Source organism: Marinobacter sp. 1-3A (assembly GCF_016597775.1).
Taxonomy (GTDB): Bacteria; Pseudomonadota; Gammaproteobacteria; order Pseudomonadales; family Oleiphilaceae; genus Marinobacter; species Marinobacter xiaoshiensis.
Genome location: NZ_VCGZ01000011.1, coordinates 92,176 through 110,464 on the forward strand (window position 1 = coordinate 92,176; position 18,289 = coordinate 110,464).

Sequence of the window (18,289 nt, forward strand, 5' to 3'; positions counted from 1 at the left end):
GAATTTATCACTTGCTATTGGAACCGATGTCACATTCTGGCCTAACGCAGGCAAAATATTGCGCGATTTGCCAACTCTATTCGCCTTTCACAGCACCTGATTTACTGGCAGCCAGGCGCAAAAACTCTTAGTCAACACCCTGCCGGGTCGTCCATGCCGCATGTTCAAGAGGCAGGTGGCCGAATCTCAGACAGTATTCCAGCCAGTCGGCCAGGAACCCATTAACCTGCGTCTTTTCATCCGGGTGGTGCATAAAACGGTTAGGATAATCGTTGACCGGCGCAATCTGCGTGTCGCGATAACAACTTATGACCTCTGCCATAACTGCATCGTGGTATACACGCACGGTCATCTGCGGATTGTTAAGCCAGCGACCACTATTGTGTATTTGTTCGAGCAAGAGGGTTTCGGTATATCGGGCGGTTTGCAGCACCTTGATTCGAACCCGGCCCAAATATTCGCTTTCCCGGTGCAACTCAATGTCGCAGACGGGCTGATCACCTGCTCTCAGTTGGCGTAATCTTTCAATGCGGTGGTAGTTACCCTCACACAGGGCTCCAAGCTGCCGCAGGTCGGGCACGTAGCGCTTGGGTTTCATTGCCCATTCATTCATGGCTACCACCCTGCCCGCAGTCTGGCACGATTGATCTGCAGCCATTGTATGGCAATGATTGCTGCTGCATTGTTGATGCGGCCGTCGCTGATCATCGCTATGGCTTCGTCTGCTGAAACCACATGGGCACGGATGTCTTCGCTTTCCTCTTCCAGTCCGAACAGGCCGCCTGCGGATTCGGTGCTGACTTTGCCGCAATACAGGTACACCATTTCTGTAGTGCCACCTGGCGACACCAGGTAATCACAGATTTTTTCGAGTTTGCTGAAGCTGAGGCCGGCTTCTTCTTCAGCCTCTCTTTGGGCGACTTCTTCGCTGCTCTCGCCTTCTTCGTTCATTCCAGCGACCAGTTCCAGCAACCAGGGGGATTGGTCTCGCCCCAAAGCGCCCAGGCGGAATTGTTCCAGCAGTACCACTTCGTCCCGTTCGGGGTCGTAGGGAAGCACGCAGGTGGCATCGCCACGAATGAAAAGCTCGCGGGTAAACTGCGGCATGTTCCGGCCATCAAAGCGCGGGTGAGTCAGGCACAGCTTGTCCATGCGAAAGAAGCCCTGGAAGACGATTTCGCGTTTTTCAACTTTGACATCACTGGCTTTGAACTGGAACGGCTTGGTCATGCTTTACTCTGTTTTGAAATCGGTTTTGCACGATAGCCGGTTGGTGTTGTTTATTGCAAGCCTGCTTGGGTGCAAGACAGTTGTGGGAGAACGCTTCCCAAAACACGCTGTGAATACGTCCCTGTAAGCTTGGCTACGCCATCCATGGCTTCGCACAGTTTTGGGAAGCGTTCTCCCACAACTGCCCCGTGCATCACAGTAATACGCTGACAGTAATTAGCTGGATGGATCGCGCCCAGCCAGCTAATCAGGCTAAGAACTTACACTTTATCGTATAGCTTACTCCCTGACTCCACGAACTCCCGGGACTTTTCCTTCATGCCTGCATCCACGGCTGAAATCTCATCAATGCCGTGTTCGGCTGCATAATCGCGAACTTCCTGGGAGATTTTCATGGAGCAGAATTTCGGGCCGCACATGGAGCAGAAGTGGGCTACTTTGGCGGACTCCTTGGGCAGGGTTTCGTCGTGGAAAGCGCGAGCTGTGTCCGGGTCCAAACCGAGGTTGAACTGATCTTCCCAGCGGAATTCGAACCGGGCTTTGGATAGGGCGTTGTCGCGGATTTGGGCACCGGGATGGCCTTTTGCCAGGTCGGCGGCGTGGGCGGCGATTTTGTAGGTGATGATGCCGGTTTTTACGTCGTCTTTATTTGGTAAGCCCAAGTGCTCTTTGGGGGTGACGTAGCACAGCATGGCGCAGCCGAACCAGCCGATCATGGCGGCGCCTATGCCGGAGGTTATGTGGTCGTAGCCGGGGGCAATGTCGGTGACCAATGGCCCGAGGGTATAAAAGGGCGCTTCGTCACAGCACTCCAACTGCTTGTCCATGTTCTCTTTTACCAGGTGCATGGGTACGTGGCCGGGGCCTTCGATCATGCATTGTACGTCGTGCTTCCAGGCGATTTTGGTGAGTTCGCCCAGGGTTTCCAGTTCGCCGAACTGGGCTGCGTCGTTGGCGTCGGCTATGGAGCCGGGGCGCAGGCCGTCGCCGAGGCTGAAGGAGACATCGTAGGCTTTCATGATTTCGCAGATGTCTTCGAAGTGTTCGTACAGGAAGCTTTCCTTGTGATGGGCCAGACACCATTTCGCCATGATGGAGCCGCCACGGGAGACAATGCCGGTGGTGCGCTTGGCGGTCATGGGTACGTGGTGCAAACGCACACCTGCGTGGATGGTGAAGTAGTCCACGCCCTGCTCTGCTTGCTCAATCAGCGTGTCCCGGAAGATTTCCCAGGTGAGATCTTCGGCGACACCGCCTACTTTTTCCAGCGCCTGATAGATGGGCACTGTGCCGACCGGCACCGGTGAGTTGCGGATCAGCCATTCGCGGGTTTCGTGAATGTTCTTGCCGGTGGAAAGGTCCATGATGGTATCGGAACCCCAGCGGATGCCCCAGGTGAGTTTCTCTACTTCTTCTTCAATAGACGAGGTAACCGCTGAGTTGCCGATATTGCCGTTGATTTTCACCAGAAAGTTTCGGCCGATAATCATGGGCTCGGATTCAGGGTGGTTAATGTTAGCGGGGATGATGGCCCTGCCCCGGGCCACTTCGCTGCGCACAAATTCGGGGGTAATTTCCTTTGGGATGCTGGCTCCGAACGATTGGCCGGGGTGCTGATCATCGGCCAAGCCTTGCTCACGAGCTTCCTGCAGCTTCATGTTCTCCCGTATGGCGATGAATTCCATCTCCGGCGTAATGATGCCTTTGCGGGCGTAGTGCATCTGGGTAACGTTTTTATTGGCCAGCGCCCTCAGCGGCTTGCGCTCATCCATAAAGCGGAGCGGGTCCAGCTGCGGATCTTTCATTCTGCGGCGTGTGTATTCCGAGGTGTAGCCTGCCAAGGGAGCCGTATCTTCACGCTCCGCTATCCAGGCAGCGCGGATGGCGGGAAGGCCTTTGCGCAGATCGATGGTGGCTTCAGGGTCTGTGTATATGCCGGAGGTGTCGTACACCACTACCGGTGGGTTTTTCTCGCCACCCATTTCTGTAGGCGTATCCTGCACGGTGATTTCCCGCATAGGCACCCGCAGGTCGGAACGGCTACCCTGCACGTATACTTTGCGCGACCCCGGCAAGGGCTGTATCGCGGCGGAATCGACGCGGGCGGAATCACTGAGGTAGGTAGGCAGATCTGTCATCATTCGCTCCCGGAATATTACTTTGGAATTCGGGTCGCGCATGACGGAGAGAGCCCCTACCCACGTGGTTCTCGGGTAGCACTGGCTCTTCGATAGCTTGGTCTCAATCCCTACGCCGGTATTATCCGGATCAGGTCGCGGGTTCTGCGATGCAATCTCAGCCGACTATCTGAACAAGTCAAACAGCCAGCACCCCGTCAAGACGCGAGTCTTTAATCTGTAGCACTCAAAGTGAGTGTTGTTTGCAAGTGTAGAGCTGAGCGCAATTATTGTCCATAATGGGAAGATTGTTTCAGTCGGCTTGCTTAACCATGCCATTACTGATGTTGCCTCCATGTCATCGCGGGCAATCCGGTATCCTTTTTCAGCGCCCCCAACTGGGCGCCGGCGCGCACATGTACTCAGGAGTAATAATGAAGAAACGATTGCTTTCCGGACTTATTGGCCTTTTGGTGGCCCAACCCGCCCTCTCACTGGATCTGGTAGAGACATACGAGAAAGCACTTTCCTACGACTCTGGCATTGCCACAGCCCAAGCCAGATTCGAATCCCAGCAGGCGGCCAGTGATGTCAGCAAAAGCACACTTTTGCCGCAAATCGGTGCCTACGCGCAAGCCAATCATACTGACTTTGATGCCGATAATGGTCCGGGAGACAGCTATAAAGCATACAACTACGGGGTGCGCCTGACCCAACCTGTATTCCGAGCCGACAACTGGTTTCGATACGATTCCAGCAAGTTCCAGACCGAAGCTGCCCAGGCTCAATACAATCTGGCGCAACAACAATTGATTCTGGATGTCGCCACGGCTTATTTTAACGTGCTGAGGGCAAAGGATACTGTCACCACCACTCAAGCAACCGAGGCCGCAATCCAGCGACAGTACGAGCAAGCCCAGGAACGGTTTGATGTTGGCCTGATCGCCATAACAGAAGTGTATGAAGCCCGTGCCAGCTACGACGACAGCCGGAGCCAGCGGATTGCTGCAGAAAATCAGACGAACATTGCCCGGGAACAGTTGTCCCGCCTGACAGGTGAATACGCAGAAAACCTGGAAAACCTTCGGTCTAATTTCCCCCTTGGCCGCCCAGAACCCATGGACCCGACTGCTTGGGAAAGCACAGCTCTTGAGCAGAACTGGGCGATTCAAGCCGCAATGTACCAGTTAAACTCCAGCGAATCTGGTTTGAAAGTGGCGAAATCTGGTCACATGCCAACGCTGGATCTGGTTGCCTCTTACGGTGAAACAAAGCTGGATAACGCAAAACAAACCCAGCAAGAAGGAACCCAGGGCGTTATCGGCCTTGAGCTGAATGTTCCATTGTATATGGGCGGCGGAACCCAAGCCGGCGTTCGACAGCAACGGTCACTGGTCACTGTAGCCCAGGAAGAACTGAACACCACCCGCCGAGACGTACGGGTTAACACCCGCAGCCTGTATCTGACAGTAAACAACAACGTGGAGACAGCTTCCGCTCTGGAGCAGACTATCGTTTCCCGTCGCAGTGCGCTGGACGCCACTCGCGCCGGCTACGATGTAGGCACCCGGAATATTGTTGAAGTGCTGGATGCTGAGCGGGCTTACTACGTGGCGCTGAGAGACTACGCCAACGCCCGTTACGACTACGTGATCAACACACTTCAGCTAAAGCAGGCTGCCGGCACACTCAGCCCGAGAGATCTCATCGAATTGAATAACTGGCTCAGCGCCAGTGCTCCCGGGATTGAGGCTCTGGCCAACGACAAGCAAACTCTGAAAGACCCTACCCAATAGTTTGATTACACCGCCAGAAATGTAGATTGAGGCACGGTGGGGAGGTACTCCTCCCCACCCAAAGCCTGACAGCCCTCCAATTAAGTTCGCTTCAAACCCGCTCAATAATTCCGTCAACCACCCGGTCCAGCGCACCTTTATTTTTATTAACCACCAGCAAGGCTCGTTGACCACTGGCATGGCGCTCGTCAGTATTGCTGAACAGTGCGAGCAGTCGAAGAAACAGCTCATCGCCATCATTGACCAGGGTCACCCCGCCGTCATCAAGCAGCCGCTCGTAGATGGTTTCAAAATTGAACACATTGGGCCCGGAAATAACAGGAACCCCCCAGCCTGCTGGCTCCAGAGGATTGTGACCGCCTCGCTCAATCAACGAACCGCCCACAAACGCCACATCACTGGCGCCATAGAGCATCATCAGCTCGCCCATGGTGTCGCCCAGGTACACCTGCGCATTTGAGAGCTCGTCACCCAACGAGCGTCGCGCCAGAGGGAACCCTTGTCGGCCGATAAGATCAGCTACAGACTCAAAGCGCTCCGGGTGCCGAGGCACGATAATTAACAATGCATCGGGTTTGTGCTGCAGCAGCTGCTGGTGTGCCGCCAGCAACTGGGCATCTTCGCCTTCATGGGTACTGCCGGCGATCCACACAGGGCGCTCAGAAAGACGGTTCTTTAGCTGCCGGGACGCCGCACGCACTGAGTCCGGAATATCCACATCAAACTTGACACTACCCGTAACCGCCACCTTGGATGCCGCGACACCTATTCTGCGAAAGCGCTCTGCATCTTTTTCCGCCTGGGCAGCCACCCAACTGATACTGCGCATGATCGGTGCAACCAGACGTTTGACGCGCTCATAACCCAACGCAGAACGCTCGGATAGCCGGGCGTTGATCAGAAAAACAGGAACCCCCCGGGACCGGCTCTGGCGGATCATGTTAGGCCATATTTCCGTTTCCATAATAACCAGTATTCTGGGGTTGACCCGATTCAGAAAGCGGCGAATCGCGCCGGGGGTATCATAAGGCGCGTAGGCATACTGCACTTGGTCCCCGAACATTTTCATGGCCTGTGTCTGGCCCGTGTCGGTCATGGCGGTCATCAGGATCGTTATATTGGGATTACGGGCGAGCAGTCGTCGCACCATAGGCGCCGCGGCAATGGTTTCACCTACCGACACCGCATGCACCCAAACCACCGTGCCGCTGGCCCGAGGTACAAAACCCAACCGCTGCTGCCAGTTAATGCGCAATTCAGGCGCCTGACGGCCCTGCCACCACAACCGCAAAAGAATAAACGGCAGTGCCAATCGTATAAGCTGTGAATAGATAAATTGAAGCACGCAGGACTCTCCCCAAAACAGTGCGGTATCATATCGTAAAGCCTAATCATTTGCTTCCGACAGACTCCGCCGGGCACCTTAGCCCGGGCAGCAATCCACTGAGCTAGCAGGACAGATTTCAAGTGAAGAAGAAACACCGTAAGCAGGCGCGCAATACAGACTACGCAGCCTATCGCCACCCACGCTGGTGGCCAACCTGGATCGGAATTGCCGTTATGTGGTGTGCAGCCCAGCTTCCCATCCGATTGCAGTGGTGGCTTGGCAAATGCATTGGGCTTTTGGCGTGGCGCTTGGTCAAGAGGCGACGCCATATCACCGAGGTGAATATACGCCTGTGTTTTCCTGAACTGACGCAGGCGCAGCAAGGCGCACTGGTTCGTAACAGTTTTATCGCAAACGGAATTGGCCTCATGGAGCTGGGCATAGCCTGGTTCCGGAATCCGGCAAAGCTTACGGGCATAACGGAGGTTCACGGCAAGGAGCATCTGGACAAGGCGCTTGCCGAAGGCAAAGGTGTCCTGCTCCTGGGCGGCCACTACAGCACCCTGGACCTTGGCGGCAGCCTGGTTACCGAGTACATTGAGGCAGATGTGATGCAGCGGGACCACAACAACCCGCTGATGAACGCCGTTATGACCCGGGCAAGGGAGCGCCGCTACGAGACTGTTCTTGGCGCCCGGGATCTTCGTGGGCTATTTCGCAGCCTGAAAAAGAACCGGACTGTGTGGTACGCCACAGACCAGGATTATGGCCGCAAAGATATTGTTTTCGCGCCGTTCTTTGGCATACCAACTGGCACTATTACGGCCACATCTCGCATTGCTGCGCGCAGCCAGTGTAAGGTGGTTCCATTCAGCCATTTTCGGCGGCAGGACAAGCCCGGCTACGATATATACTTTCACCCCCCACTGGATCCGTTCCCGAGCGGCGACGACATGCAGGATGCGACGGCAATCAATCAGATTATTGAGCGCGAGATCCGGCGCGCACCCGACCAGTATCTCTGGATGCATCGCCGTTTCAAAACGCGGCCAGATATAAACGACCCAGGTTTTTATGGCGGCAAATAGCACGTCGGCGGCACCTGTAATATGGTTGCTCACAGACAACAAGCCGGGGCACCGGAATCAGTTAAAGGGCCTTGGCAACCGGCTACGGGTGAAAGCCGGTGCCAGCCTGTTCTGGGTCAATGCTCTCGACACACCCACGCCCTTGTGGCGCGCGCTGCTGGCAATACCGCCCGCCCTGGATAGATCACTTCCCCACCCGAATCTGATCATTGCTGCAGGCACGGGCACTCACAAGCTGCTGCTGTCCTTGCGGCTCAAGAACGCCAAAACACTGGTCATCATGAAACCCGGTTTCCCCCGCAGCTGGGTCGACGGCGCCATGATTCCTGCCCATGACGGCCTTGCGCCAAACCGGGACACACTGATTACAGAGGGGGTTATCAACACGGTCACCCCCCTGGCCAGAATTACTGAAAAGCCAGAAGCCCTTTTGTTACTCGGCGGCCCATCACCCCATTACGACTGGGATGATGACGTAGTTTTTGGGCAAGTCACCCATCTGATCGGAGAGTACCCTCAATGGCGCTGGACGATCAGCGGCTCAAGACGAACGCCTGGAGCTCTCAGGGAACGACTAAATGAGTTGGCAGGCCTCAAGATTACCGTGGCAGACCCCGACAAGACCCATGAAGACTGGCTAAGCCACAGCATTTCGGCATCCCGGGCTATCTGGGTAACACCAGACAGCATGTCCATGGTATGCGAAGCTGCCACATCCGGCGTACCAACCGGGCTGTTCCAGTTACCTGAACGCTCCGGTAGCCGTGTGGCCTCTGGCGTGCAGCAATTGGTTGAAGCGGGCCATGTAGCGCGCTGGAGCGATCATGCAACCGTGATGGGCGGCAAAACTGGCCAGGAAAAGCCGCTCTGGGAGGCAGATCGGGCCGCTCAATGGGTGATTCAGCGCTGGCTTACTCCGGGCACCGAAAAACAGAAACGCTCAAAGAGGGTAATTCCTTGAGAATTCTCCAGGCACTACCGGCTCTATACAGTGGCGGTGTAGAACGGGGGACCGTCGAGTTTGCGGCGGACCTTGTACGCCACGGCCACGAATCCTGGGTCGTATCAAACGGCGGGCCTCTGGTGAAACGTCTTGAGGAACAGGGCACAACTCACGTTGAAATGCCCATACATCGCAAGTCACCTGCGTCCTTTGGGCAAGTTCGCCCCATGCGAGATCTGATTCGGGAGCTTCAGCCAGACATTATTCACGTACGCTCACGCATGCCCGCCTGGATCGTGCGCCTCGCGTGTAAGGGGCTGCCAGCCAGCCAGCAGCCGGCCATTGTTTCAACTTTCCACGGCATGTATTCCGTGAACCCATACAGCGCCATCATGGCAAAATCCGATCACGTGATCGCAGTATCAAACTGTGTGCGCAACTACATCACCCGCAACTACCAGGTTCCGGAGCAAAAGCTGACCGTGATACAGCGCGGGGTGGATGTGGATTATTTTCAGCAACGGGAACTAAGCGAAGCGTGGCGCCGAACTCTGTTTGAGCAATTCCCACAGCTAGAGAACAAGCGTATTCTGATGATGCCGGGGCGTATTTCCCGATGGAAGGGCCAGCTGCAGTTTCTTGAGGCCATGGCCGAGATCTCTCGAAAAAAGCCAGAGTGCCACGGCATTATCGTAGGCGGTGCAGAGCCCGGAAAAGAACGCTTCCTGCAAGAGCTTGAGCGACATCGCGCAAAACTCGGGCTTATCGACAAGGTAACCTTCCTTGGGCAGCGGGACGATATGGCGGAACTTTACCTGTTCGCTGATCTGGTATGCCATATGTCGACAAAGCCCGAACCCTTCGGCCGCACCGTTACCGAAGCACTTTCCTCCGGCACGCCCGTAATTGCGTTTAACCGTGGCGGTGCTGCAGAAACACTGCAGGCCTGTTTTCGGGATGGGCTTGTAACGCCTGATGACACTCGGGAATTTGCCCAAGTGGCTATTCGTCTCCTAAGTGGCAAGACACCAGCTATTGAGATTCCGTACCGATTCCGGCTGCAGGCGCAGACGGAGTCGACGCTGGAGGTTTATGCCAGCGTCTTATCTCAAAGCCGGAAGGCTTCACGGCCGGCTTCATGAACATTCTTCTGCTAATGCTTTCCAAAGGCGAAGGCACGGGGGGCATGGAGAAACATTGCCAGGAACTGGCAAACGGGCTATCCGCCAGAGGGCATCGCGTTACCTGCGCTGCATCCATTTATCATCAAACCCAATTGAGCAAGGACGTGAAGGCAGTCACGCTCAATGCTGAAAGATCAAGATTTTCTCCAATCCTTCTGGCTTCCGTTATAAAAATCATCAAGGAAGGCTCTTTCGACATTGTCCACGCGCAAGGAAGCAAGGCTGCCGCTGTGCTCCAGCTAATCTCCCCCCTCATTCGCCAGACCAAACTGGTGGCAACAATTCACAGCTTCAAGTCTGCTTACCCTAAAGAGAGTGCTTTTTGCCGTATCATCGCCGTCAGCAAGGCGCTTGCGGCTGATATTGGCCACAAGAACACCGAAGTTGTTTATAACGGCCTTGCACAACCGCAGGTTTCCGCATTATCCAAAGCCCTGCCAGCTCAACTCAAAAGCCCTGTCTGGCTCGCAGTAGGGCGCCTGGTTCCGGCGAAAGGTTTCGACTTTCTGATTGATGCATTTCAGCACGCGGAGGGAACCTTGCTTATTGCCGGTTCGGGGCCGGAGCAAAAAAGCCTGGAGCAACAGGTAGAAAGCACCTCACAGCAAAACAAAGTGATACTACTGGGGCACCGGGACGATGTTCCTGCCCTGATGGAGTTTGCTGATGGTGTGGTTATTTCTTCACGGCGTGAGGGATTTTCCTATGCATTCGCCGAGGCTTTGCTTGCAGGAAAACCTGTCATTGCAACTGACGTTCCCATCGCCAATGAGTTTCTCGATTCCCGGTTTATCCATCGAGGATTCACGCCAAAGCTCTTTGCCCGCATGCTGACGGCGAATACAGATGAACTTCAGCAGGCTCAGTCAGATAGCCGCAAGAAGGCTAGGGAATCCCTTTCGCTGGAAAACATGATCGAGAACACCGTCGGTGTATACTCCGAGTGCCTTAGCCACTACGAATAGACGCTTTTATTCCTTACAGCCAGCCGGTTTAGACGGCTGGCTGAGTGGCGAGCGCGTCACGCACGACATCCGCCACCAGACGATGCCCTTCTGCCGTTAAATGCGTTCCATCACTCATCAGGCAGCTGTCACGTTTTTTCCATAACTCCGGCCATGCATCGGCATAAACAGCGTTGGTTTCCTCACCTGCAAGGGCTCGCAGAGCATCATTATATTTTCGGATCCTCGGATTACGAGGCTCATCCAGATTTGGTGCGGTTGCCACAAGCACGAAATGGCAGTCAGGCGCGGACCGCACCACCGAACGTATGTTACTGATGTACTCGTCGATGGGCACTTGCTCGATTGCCCCCAGTAATTTTTGTAATTGCAGGTGACGAGCCCACTTTTTTAGTTTCTTAACCACCTTTCTAGACAGCTTGCGGCGCGGGCTATCGGGGTAATAAAGCACGTAAGGCGCACCGCGAAACGTCAACCAGGAATCCACCAACCCATACTGAATAAACGCTAACGCATATTCCGATGGAGGAAACGCAGCAGCATACTGCAACATTTCCCGGGTGGTACTCATGGTGTGCCCGCAGTTTTTGAACTCAAGCCCCAGCGAATCCGCAACCCGCTTGGCCCACACTGGGCCTTCGAGGGTTCGAAAACCCTCTGTGTTACAATCGCCGTACGCCACACAAGGCTTGGCTATCTCAGAAAAACTCATAAACAGCAGGCTCCTGTTGCAAGTGGAACGCATCGTCAGTGGTGAATATCAGCTCAATAACCACCATGAAAACCAAAAGGGGGAATATACGTCGCCGTGATAGACCTTTCACACCAAACGCCCTTCGCCTCGGGATACAACCGCCACTGTTACCTGCACCCTAGCACGCCCGGCCGCTGTCTGAAGGTGATTCGCCCTGAAAATATTGAAGCACGATATCAGAGGCAAACACCTCTCAAGAAACTGCTTGGCAAATCCAGAATCAATGACAACAAACAGGAGCAGCGAGCGCATCGGCAAACTGCAATAGTGTCCTTGCTCAAAAAGGGGCGAGAAAACGAGGTTTGGTGCCATCTGCCGCGTTTTTATGGGGAAGTATCAACATCGCTGGGCCTCGCCAATGAAAGTGAGCTGCTCGTAGTCGATAACGGTGAGCCAGCCCAGACACTTGAGAGCTATCTGCAACAATACGGCTTTGACGAATCCATCAAGGCGGCTTCAGCGCGTTTTTGTGAGTGGCTCGAGAAAACCGGCATCCTGACACGTAGCCTCCTACCCCACAACCTGGTCGTCGCCCGGCGCGACACCCAGCTAGAACTTTTCCTGGTGGACGGGCTGGGGGCACCCGATGCCCAGAATCAGTTGGCGGCAATCCCGGCATGGCGTAAGCGGTATATATCAAGGCGGATCAGCCGTTTTTACAAGCGTATTGCGTGGGAGCTGAGTGATAAGATGCAATCCTGGGAGATGTCTCAAAATTTATAATTCGGGCGTCAACTCGCAGTTCGCTGCTCAAATAAAAGGCAAAACAACACAACAGTCCTAAGGCAATGCTTTCGAGCCCTCGCTCACCGAAGCATATGTTAGTATTCTGCAGATCAACTCAAAATTCGTTATTGCATTCACTCACTACAGCCTCAGTGTCGGCAAAACTTGACCATAATGAAGCCTCCACTGTTTGTCACCGGGAAGACTGAAAACGCGCATGAGAAAGCTGAAATATTACGCGATCGCCTCACTATTGCGCATCGCAAGCCTGCTGAGCTTACGGGGTGCCCAGCGGATCGGTAGTTTTTTGGGAGGTATCGCGTGGCGGTTGCCAACTAAAGCGCGACGCGTGACCGATATAAACCTAGATATCTGTATGCCAGAGCTGTCTGCAGGTGCGCGCAAAACCCTCTCATCCCAGTCCTTGCAGCATACCGGCATGATGGCCTTAGAAATTCCATTGATGTGGGAATGGCCCGTAGAAAAGTGCCTGGGACTGGTGCGTGAAACCCGGGGGCTTGAGTTGATTGATCAGGCCCTGGCCAGCAAAAAAGGCCTGGTTTTACTTGCACCTCACTTGGGCAATTGGGAGTTGGCGGGCCTGTACTTCTCTTCCAAACACCAGATGGCCGCGCTCTACAGCCCGCCGAACATTGCCGAGTTTGAGGAGTACATGATCAAGGTACGGGGCAGGCTTGGCTCTGAGCTGGTTCGCGGAGACAGGCGTGGTCTCATACGGATGATGGAAATCCTGAAGGAAGGCGGCGTGGTGGGCATCTTGCCCGATCAGTCTCCCCGTGGGAAAACCAACGCCTACGCGCCCTTCTTTGGCATGGAAGTCAAAACCATGACCCTGGTGGCCAAGCTGTTGCAGAAAACCGGCGCCAATGCGCTAGTCACCTATGCGGAACGACTGCCAGACGCAAAAGGCTTCCGGATTGTTGTCGAGAAAACAGCGCCAGACCTTACCCACTCAGACCCGGTTATTGCGGCTACGGCGCTGAACCAGACCGTGGAGCAGGTTGTGCGCCAAGCCCCATGCCAGTATCAATGGGAATATAAGCGGCTTAGGCACCGGCCACCAGGCAAGCAAAATCCCTACAAAGTGTCCTGAGCCGCTCCTGCCAGTAATTCGCGATACAAGCCCAGATAAAGGTTTGCAACATGGTTCGGACTGAAACGAGTTAGCTGTTGGCCGGCACGGGCGGCCAAGTCCTGCGCCTGCGTTTTGTCTTCAAGAAGCCTTTCGATGCCGGCGGCGAGCTCTTCCGCATCCCCCGGCGCAACAAGCAGGCCGGTTACCTCATGTTCAATCATATCTGGTATGCCGCCCGCCTTTGCGCCAATCACCGGGACGCCCTGGTGCATGGCGTCCAGAACTGTGGAGCCAAGTCCCTCATGCAATGAGGGAAAGACAAACACGTCCATAGCTGCCAGCCAACTGCCCACATTGGTTTGATGTCCCACAAAGAATACGTTGTCCAGATCCCTTGCTCGCTGTTTCAGTTGTTTTTCATCCGGCCCCTCGCCCAGAAATACAAAGGCAAGGTCCGGTTTCTTCTTGCGCAGCAACCGGGCTGCTTCAATGGTTACCTGATAGCCTTTGTGCTCCAGCAGTCGGCCAACCTGGCCAACCAGCCGCTTGCCCTGATAACGCTCCCGTATACTCCGGGTTTCAGCTCCATCGGCTTTAAACCCGGAAAAACTTGAAGGAATAACCACCGTATTAGCCTCGGGTACCCGGCCCTCCACGCTGGCAGCAATGGCTCTGCTCAGGCACACAACGCGACGGGCCAGCCGGTAGGCAGAGCCGGTAAGCCGCCCCTTGCCCAGCGGATTATCCACCCTGCGGGTAATGATATAAGGCGTTTTCCGGAGCAAGTACTCGATGTATGCCCAATAAACCGATTTGCCATCGTGACAGTGGATCAGATCCCAGGTTCCGCCTTTATGCCCGAGCAGAAAATGGGAGCATGACCGAAACGCCAGCCCGTCAACAGTTGCCAGCTCAGTGTGCAGCCTGCTGCCGGGTCGGGCAACCAGTGTCTGGGTGGCGCCCTCCCGGGCCAGTTCGCGGATAAGATTGACCGTTTGCCGCTCTCCGCCGGAGAAACCTCCGGCAAGATTAACGTGGCAGATATGCATACCAACAGAGGCCTTTGAATGGTTAAATACACGCAGTTTAAGTGAGACCCACCCAAAAGGACACATAGCCGTGAAGCTACTGGTAATCAGCTCTTACACCGACACCTGGAATTCTGTGCGCCCTGAAGCAGAGATGCTGATCGGGCTCGCGAAACTCGGTGTTAACGTGCAGCTGATGACCCAGGCCGATGTGGAGTATCGCTCCCGCTTTGAAGCCAACGGCATTAAAGTACACGGGTACCACCCCCGCAAGAAAGTCGAGCTGGAGGCGATTCGCAGAATCCGCCAGCTGTTGAAAGAGGGCAGGTTTGACGCCGTTTACTGTTTCAACAACAAGGCCATAGCCAATGCCAACCTTGCCGCCATAGGGTTGCCGGTCAAGGTGCTTACATACCGGGGCCAGACCGGTAACATCAGCCGCTGGGACCCAAGCTGCTACCTCACCCACCTGAGCCCGCGGGTGAATCGGATTGTTTGCGTCTCCAAAGCCACCCGGGATGATTTGCAAAACCATGTGTGGGGGAACCGGAACAAGGTATGCGCGGTTTACAAGGGGCATGATCTCGACTGGTATCAGGACACCCCGGTGGATCTCTCCGAGTTCGGCGTGCCCGATGGCGCCTTTGTGGTGGGTTCTGTTGCCAACGTTCGCCCAAGAAAAGGTCTGCCCGTGCTGTTGCAAGCCACCCACCTGCTGCCCGCTGACTGCAAGGTACATCTGCTGCTGGTAGGCAGAGGGCTGGACACCCCTGAAGCACAGTCGTTAATTCAGGCAAGCCCGATGGCGGACAGAATTCACCTGACCGGCTTCCGGAAAGACGCACCGGCCATTATCGCCTCTTGCCAGGTGTCCGTGCTGGCATCCACCAAGCGGGAGGGACTTCCGAAAACAGTGATTGAAGCCATGGCCTACGGCGTCGCACCTATTGTGAGTGATACCGGAGGAAGCGCAGAACTTATTGAAGATGGCATTTCCGGCATACGGGTGAGGCCAGGCAACGCCGAAGACATTGCCGAAGGCATTCAGCGGCTTTACCAGAACCCCCAGCTATGCGCCGACATGGGACAGAAAGCCCGGCAACGGATTGCATCGCACTTTCATGTGCAACAGTCATCAAAGGCCTTGTTGCAGGTCTTGCAGGAAACCATCAACGACGAGTTTTAATCCCGGGTTTTAATCCAGAGCGCCGCATATTTGTTAAAGGCATAAATCGCAGTGGTGACCGCCAGCAAAAAACCGTGGGGGCCGTCCAGAAACCCTCGTTGCAGCAAATACTTCCGAACAAAGGCTCCGGCACTGTGACCACAGGCAGAGAGCAGCGATGCCCGCTTGCCACGGCGAACACGCTCCTGCGCCCAATCATCCGCATACCGAACCGACTTCGCCATGTAATCCGCGAAGTTTGTGGCGGTGTAGTGCAGCAAGTCACCGCTGAGCGCTTCTACGCTAGCGCCGGGGCAGTGTACCTTTTCATGCACCAGTGCATCGTCGTAACCGTACTCTTCACGACGATACAGCCTCACCACCTTGTCGGGATACCAGCCGGAGTGTCGGATGAACCGGCCAAAAAACCAGGACAAACGCACCACCTGGAATACCTGTTTTTTTGATGCCCCCGCAATAGCCTGCTGTACAGAGGTCGCCAGTTCCTCGGTGACCACTTCATCGGTATCAACCCAGAACAGCCACTCCCCCCGGGCGTAACTCTGCGCTCTCTGGCGTTGCCTTCCAAAGCCTGGCCAATCATCAGACTGAAAAACACGGGCGCCGAACTGTTCTGCAACAGCCAGGGTGTCATCCGTAGAGCCGGAATCCAGCACCACAATTTCATCGGCAAAGGCCAGGCTCGTCAAACACTCAGCAAAATCCGGCCCCGCGTTTTTGGTAATCAGCACAGCACTGAGTTTCACTGGCAAGCCTCCAAAACCCGCTGCACGGATATCCCGGTAAGGCATTTGTAGTGACCAAATCGGCAGGTTCGGTCAAAACAGGGACTGCACTCTATGGGGTGCCGAACAATCGAGGCTTTATCGGTCAGCGGCGGCGTAAAATCCGGGCTGGTGGAGCCATAAATGGCAACCACCTCGGCACCGGCGGCGGCGGCCACGTGCATCAGACCGGAATCGTGGCTTACTACTTTCCGGCAGTGGCTGAACAAATCCACGGTATCTTCCAGGCGGGTTTTACCGCAAAGATTGAACACGCCCTCCTGGCCGTTGGCAATTTGCTCGCCTGCGCCTACATCCTTCGGGCCACCCAGAATCCAGACCTGATGGCCTTCTTCCACCAGCTTTTCAGCCAGCGCCCGGTGGTTTTCGAGGGGCCATTGCTTTGCAGGGCCAAATTCTGCCCCCGGGCAGATCGCCACCGCAGGCCTGGCAGGGTCCAGCTTGAGCCTGGCTAATACACTTTTCAGGTTAGCCTCATCAATGGTCAGTGACGGGTGCGGCACATCAAACTGATAGGCCTCATAATCCGCTTTACTGGCTCCAAGCCCCATATAGCGCCAGACGGTTTTATCGGTGATCACCGATCCGTCGCGGGTCGGGTGTCGGCGCCGGGCATCGGTTAACAAAACAGAGCGCCCTTCCCCACTAAAGCCCACCCGCTCAGAAATGCCGGCAAAGAATGGAATGAGCGCAGATTTTAACGAACGCGGCAGGATAATGGCCTTGTCATAGCCTTTCAGTGTTCGCGCCAATTGCCACTGGGCCTTCAGGGCCAGCTCGCCACTTTTCCAGGGTGCCGCTATGCCCTGATTCACCTCAGGCATGCGGGCTATGATGGGCAGCGACCACCCGGGTGCAAGCACATCAATGGCTGCCTGAGTATCCTGCTGTTTGAGAGACATGAACAACGCCTGGGCCATGACCATATCACCCACCCAGGAAGGTCCGACAACCAGATAGTTCATCGCTCAAGCCACTGGAGGTAACGCTCGACACCGGTTGCCACATCGGCAAACGGTTCCCGGTAACCCGCAGCACGAAGCTGCTCAATGTTGGCCTGGGTAAAGCTTTGGTAACGCCCCTTCAGTTCATCAGGGAACGGAATAAATTGGACCTGCCCTTTGCCGTGATGGGCAATCACCGCATTGGCCACATCAAGAAACGACTGGGCACGGCCGGTACCCAGGTTAAAGATTCCGGACTTTTCCGGATTATCAAAAAACCACAGGTTCACTTTGCATACGTCATCTACATACACAAAGTCCCGCTGCTGGCCGCCATCAGAATAACCATCCCAGCCTTCAAACAGCTTGGGATTTTCACCGGCGCCAATCTGCTGGTGCAGGTGATAGGCCACGGACGCCATCTTGCCTTTGTGCTGCTCCCGCGGGCCATACACATTGAAATAGCGAAAACCTACCACCTGGCTGTTTATGTCAGGTAACAGGCGGCGAACGTACTGGTCAAACTGCCACTTGGAATACCCGTAAACGTTCAGGGGCTTTTCACACTCAAGCGCTTCCCGGAAGTCATTGCTGGCACCATACACTGCCGCGCTGGAGGCATAGAGAAAAGGTACCTTGTGCTCAAGGCACCAGTGCAACAACACCTTCGAGTAGGTGTAGTTGTTTTCCATCATGAACCGGCCATCCCACTCGGTGGTGTCGGAACAGGCACCTTCATGAAAAATTGCCCGGATGTTACCGGGCAATTGGTTGTTTTTTGCCTTTTCCAGAAACTCGGCCTTGTCCATATAATCAGTCACATCCAGCTCTGCCAGATTGCGAAACCGAGTGCCATCCAGCAGATCATCCACCACCAGAATGTCGGTCTCCCCGCGCTGATTCAGCGAGTGAACAAGATTGGACCCTATAAAGCCGGCAGCGCCAGTGACAACGATCATAACTTCTCTCCTGAGGGATAATGCAGCAGGCTGGTCGATTGAAGAAAACGAATGCGTAAATACTAACCTCTTTTGGCAACCGCTGAAACCGGAGCGGCACAGCACCGCGCCCCTTTCCCAAGGGTTACTGCCAGCATTACCAAGTGCTTAGCCTCTGAAAA

The 18,289-nt window shown here is 55.2% G+C and carries 17 protein-coding genes and 1 riboswitch; of the genes, 8 read left to right on the forward strand and 9 right to left on the reverse strand.

Annotated elements, in window-relative coordinates; genetic code table 11:
- Positions 1–127 precede the first annotated feature (127 nt).
- The 3 genes from FE848_RS16015 to thiC form a co-directional block, all read right to left on the reverse strand.
- On the reverse strand, positions 128–613 hold the full coding sequence (locus tag FE848_RS16015; RefSeq protein WP_200204866.1) for a DUF1249 domain-containing protein: 486 nt from the start codon (positions 611–613) through the stop codon (positions 128–130).
- 2 nt (positions 614–615) lie between these two features.
- Positions 616–1,230 (reverse strand): NUDIX domain-containing protein, encoded by a 615-nt coding sequence (locus FE848_RS16020; RefSeq protein WP_200204867.1) that lies wholly within the window; start codon positions 1,228–1,230, stop codon positions 616–618.
- 260 nt (positions 1,231–1,490) lie between these two features.
- Entirely contained in the window at positions 1,491–3,368 is a 1,878-nt protein-coding gene (gene thiC / locus FE848_RS16025) for a phosphomethylpyrimidine synthase ThiC (RefSeq protein WP_200204868.1), read from the reverse strand.
- A gap of 90 nt (positions 3,369–3,458) precedes the next feature.
- Positions 3,459–3,575, reverse strand: a riboswitch (TPP riboswitch).
- 206 nt (positions 3,576–3,781) lie between these two features.
- On the opposite strand from thiC, the gene FE848_RS16030 reads away from it, so the two are divergent.
- Complete coding sequence (locus FE848_RS16030) at positions 3,782–5,143, forward strand: TolC family outer membrane protein (RefSeq protein ID WP_200204869.1); 1,362 nt, start codon at positions 3,782–3,784, stop codon at positions 5,141–5,143.
- A gap of 91 nt (positions 5,144–5,234) precedes the next feature.
- Here FE848_RS16030 and waaA read toward each other — a convergent pair whose 3' ends face one another.
- Complete coding sequence (gene waaA / locus FE848_RS16035; RefSeq protein WP_200204870.1) at positions 5,235–6,488, reverse strand: lipid IV(A) 3-deoxy-D-manno-octulosonic acid transferase; 1,254 nt, start codon at positions 6,486–6,488, stop codon at positions 5,235–5,237.
- 122 nt (positions 6,489–6,610) lie between these two features.
- On the opposite strand from waaA, the gene lpxL reads away from it, so the two are divergent.
- From lpxL to FE848_RS16055, 4 genes are read left to right on the forward strand one after another with little or no spacing between them, the layout of a single operon-like run.
- Complete coding sequence (lpxL, locus tag FE848_RS16040) at positions 6,611–7,558, forward strand: LpxL/LpxP family Kdo(2)-lipid IV(A) lauroyl/palmitoleoyl acyltransferase (protein WP_200204871.1); 948 nt, start codon at positions 6,611–6,613, stop codon at positions 7,556–7,558.
- Positions 7,545–8,519 carry a mitochondrial fission ELM1 family protein gene (locus tag FE848_RS16045; protein ID WP_200204872.1) on the forward strand — a complete coding sequence of 325 codons (975 nt, stop codon included), beginning with the start codon at positions 7,545–7,547 and terminating at the stop codon, positions 8,517–8,519. The genes lpxL and FE848_RS16045 overlap by 14 nt, the downstream gene beginning before the upstream one ends.
- Positions 8,516–9,643, forward strand: coding sequence for a glycosyltransferase family 4 protein (locus tag FE848_RS16050; RefSeq protein WP_200204931.1), 1,128 nt, complete (start codon positions 8,516–8,518; stop codon positions 9,641–9,643). Before FE848_RS16045 ends, FE848_RS16050 begins: the two co-directional genes overlap by 4 nt.
- On the forward strand, positions 9,640–10,650 hold the full coding sequence (locus FE848_RS16055) for a glycosyltransferase (protein ID WP_200204873.1): 1,011 nt from the start codon (positions 9,640–9,642) through the stop codon (positions 10,648–10,650). The genes FE848_RS16050 and FE848_RS16055 overlap by 4 nt, the downstream gene beginning before the upstream one ends.
- A 28-nt stretch (positions 10,651–10,678) precedes the next feature.
- On the opposite strand, the gene FE848_RS16060 is transcribed toward FE848_RS16055, so the two are convergent.
- Positions 10,679–11,362, reverse strand: coding sequence for an SGNH/GDSL hydrolase family protein (locus FE848_RS16060; RefSeq protein WP_200204874.1), 684 nt, complete (start codon positions 11,360–11,362; stop codon positions 10,679–10,681).
- Between the two features lie 96 nt (positions 11,363–11,458).
- On the opposite strand from FE848_RS16060, the gene FE848_RS16065 reads away from it, so the two are divergent.
- Together FE848_RS16065 and FE848_RS16070 are read left to right on the forward strand one after the other, a co-directional pair.
- Positions 11,459–12,127, forward strand: coding sequence for a YrbL family protein (locus tag FE848_RS16065; protein WP_200204875.1), 669 nt, complete (start codon positions 11,459–11,461; stop codon positions 12,125–12,127).
- A 220-nt stretch (positions 12,128–12,347) separates the two neighbouring features.
- Complete coding sequence (locus FE848_RS16070; RefSeq protein WP_200204876.1) at positions 12,348–13,244, forward strand: lysophospholipid acyltransferase family protein; 897 nt, start codon at positions 12,348–12,350, stop codon at positions 13,242–13,244.
- On the opposite strand, the gene FE848_RS16075 is transcribed toward FE848_RS16070, so the two are convergent.
- A complete protein-coding gene (locus tag FE848_RS16075) occupies positions 13,229–14,275 on the reverse strand; it encodes a glycosyltransferase family 4 protein (RefSeq protein WP_200204877.1) in 1,047 nt (348 codons plus the stop codon). The genes FE848_RS16070 and FE848_RS16075 overlap by 16 nt on opposite strands.
- A 70-nt stretch (positions 14,276–14,345) precedes the next feature.
- On the opposite strand from FE848_RS16075, the gene FE848_RS16080 reads away from it, so the two are divergent.
- A complete protein-coding gene (locus FE848_RS16080) occupies positions 14,346–15,440 on the forward strand; it encodes a glycosyltransferase family 4 protein (protein WP_200204878.1) in 1,095 nt (364 codons plus the stop codon).
- On the opposite strand, the gene FE848_RS16085 is transcribed toward FE848_RS16080, so the two are convergent.
- Genes FE848_RS16085 through rfaD form a run of 3 tightly spaced genes read right to left on the reverse strand, consistent with a single transcriptional unit; the run spans position 15,437 to position 18,128 of the window.
- Positions 15,437–16,186: a glycosyltransferase family 2 protein gene (locus FE848_RS16085; protein WP_200204879.1), complete on the reverse strand. Its 750-nt coding sequence runs from the start codon at positions 16,184–16,186 to the stop codon at positions 15,437–15,439. The two genes, FE848_RS16080 and FE848_RS16085, sit on opposite strands and share 4 nt — an antisense overlap.
- Positions 16,183–17,190: a lipopolysaccharide heptosyltransferase II gene (gene waaF, locus FE848_RS16090; RefSeq protein WP_200204880.1), complete on the reverse strand. Its 1,008-nt coding sequence runs from the start codon at positions 17,188–17,190 to the stop codon at positions 16,183–16,185. Before waaF ends, FE848_RS16085 begins: the two co-directional genes overlap by 4 nt.
- Positions 17,187–18,128 (reverse strand): ADP-glyceromanno-heptose 6-epimerase, encoded by a 942-nt coding sequence (rfaD, locus tag FE848_RS16095; protein ID WP_200204881.1) that lies wholly within the window; start codon positions 18,126–18,128, stop codon positions 17,187–17,189. Before rfaD ends, waaF begins: the two co-directional genes overlap by 4 nt.
- Positions 18,129–18,289: the final 161 nt, after the last annotated feature.